General features: G+C 63.3%; 2 protein-coding genes. One reads left to right on the top strand and one right to left on the bottom strand.

The annotated features are described in order from the left end of the window. A partial coding sequence (locus A2I95_RS37795) for an NAD(P)H-quinone oxidoreductase (protein ID WP_291737565.1) occupies positions 1-671 on the top strand: 671 nt, incomplete at its 5' end. 70 nt (positions 672-741) lie between these two features. Here A2I95_RS37795 and A2I95_RS37790 read toward each other — a convergent pair. Beyond that, the coding region (locus A2I95_RS37790) for a DUF2189 domain-containing protein (RefSeq protein WP_291737564.1) at positions 742-1,414 on the bottom strand (673 nt) is incomplete at its 5' end.

The raw sequence follows: 1,414 nt of genomic DNA, 5'->3' as shown, positions 1-1,414 counted from the left end.
CGGCAGCACACTGCCTGCCGGTTCCCGCGGGCTTGGACCTGAAACAGGCGGCCTGCCTGCCGGAGACATTCTTTACCGTTTGGTCCAATGTCTTTACCCGCGGCGGCTTGAAAGCGGGGGAGCGGTTCCTGGTGCATGGCGGCTCGTCGGGCATCGGCACCACGGCCATCCAGCTGGCCAAGGCGTTTGGAGCGCGGGTATTTGCCACGGCCGGGTCGGACGCGAAATGCCAGGCCTGCCTGGATCTGGGCGCCGAGCGGGCTATCAACTACCGCGATGAGGATTTCGTGAAGGTGCTGCGCGAAGAGGGCGGCGCGGATCTGGTGCTGGACATGGTCGGTGGCGATTACATCCCGCGCAACGTCAAGGCGATGGCCGAGGACGGCCGCCTGGTGCAGATCGCCTTTTTGCAAGGGCCGAAGGTGGAGCTGAATTTTGCCCTGATGATGGTCAAGCGGCTGACGCTGACCGGCTCGACCCTGCGCCCGCAGAGCGACCTGGCCAAAGCGCAGATCGCCCAGGACCTGCGCGAAGCGGTCTGGCCCTTGATCGAGGCGGGCAAGGTGGCGCCGGTGATGGACAGCGAGTTTGCACTGGAGGACGCGGCAGCAGCGCATGCCCGGATGGAAAGCTCTGGCCATATCGGCAAGATTGTCCTGAAGGTGGGCTGACGTTTTTTGGGGGGTTCACACAGAAGGGCCGGCGCTATTGCCGGCCCCTTTTTGTTGCTCAGTGTCCGAATTAATCGACGGCGCGCCGGTACAGATGCCAGGTGGCGTGCCCCAGCACCGGCACCACGATGATCAGCCCGGCCAGGAAGGGAATTGCACCAACCACCAGCGCGGTGCCGACGATCACTCCCCAGGTCATGCAAATCACCGGGTTTTTGCGCAGCACCTTGATCGAGGTGGCCACCGCCACTGGCAGACCTACATGGCGGTCCAGCAAGAGCGGGAAGGACACCAGGCTCATTGCCAGCGCGGCAAAGGCAAAGACCGCGCCCACGATGCCGCCGCTGATGGCCATGATCCAGCCCTCGCGGGTGGTCACTACTTCCGCAGCAAAGCCCAGCATCGAAGCCGGCGGCTCCGGCCCCAGTGTGCGGCTGTAGATCATGTCAGCCGCCACCAGCCAGATAATGAACAGCACCGCCAAGTACAGCCCCAGCACCAGAATGCCGCCAAAGGCAGGCGAGCGGATGACGCCGAATGCATCCATCCAGCGCGGCTCGAACCCGGCTTCACGGCGCGAAGACATTTCATAGAGCCCGACCGCGGCCACCGGGCCAAGGATCGCAAACCCCATGATCATGGGCACGATCAGGGGCAACAGATTCATAGACAGACTCATCACTATCAGCGTGATGCCGATCAGCGGATAAAACAGCACCAGAAACATGGCATCGCTGCGGCAG

The organism is Leisingera sp. F5, assembly GCF_001593695.1.
This window is presented reverse-complemented; position numbering and strand designations above follow the sequence as displayed.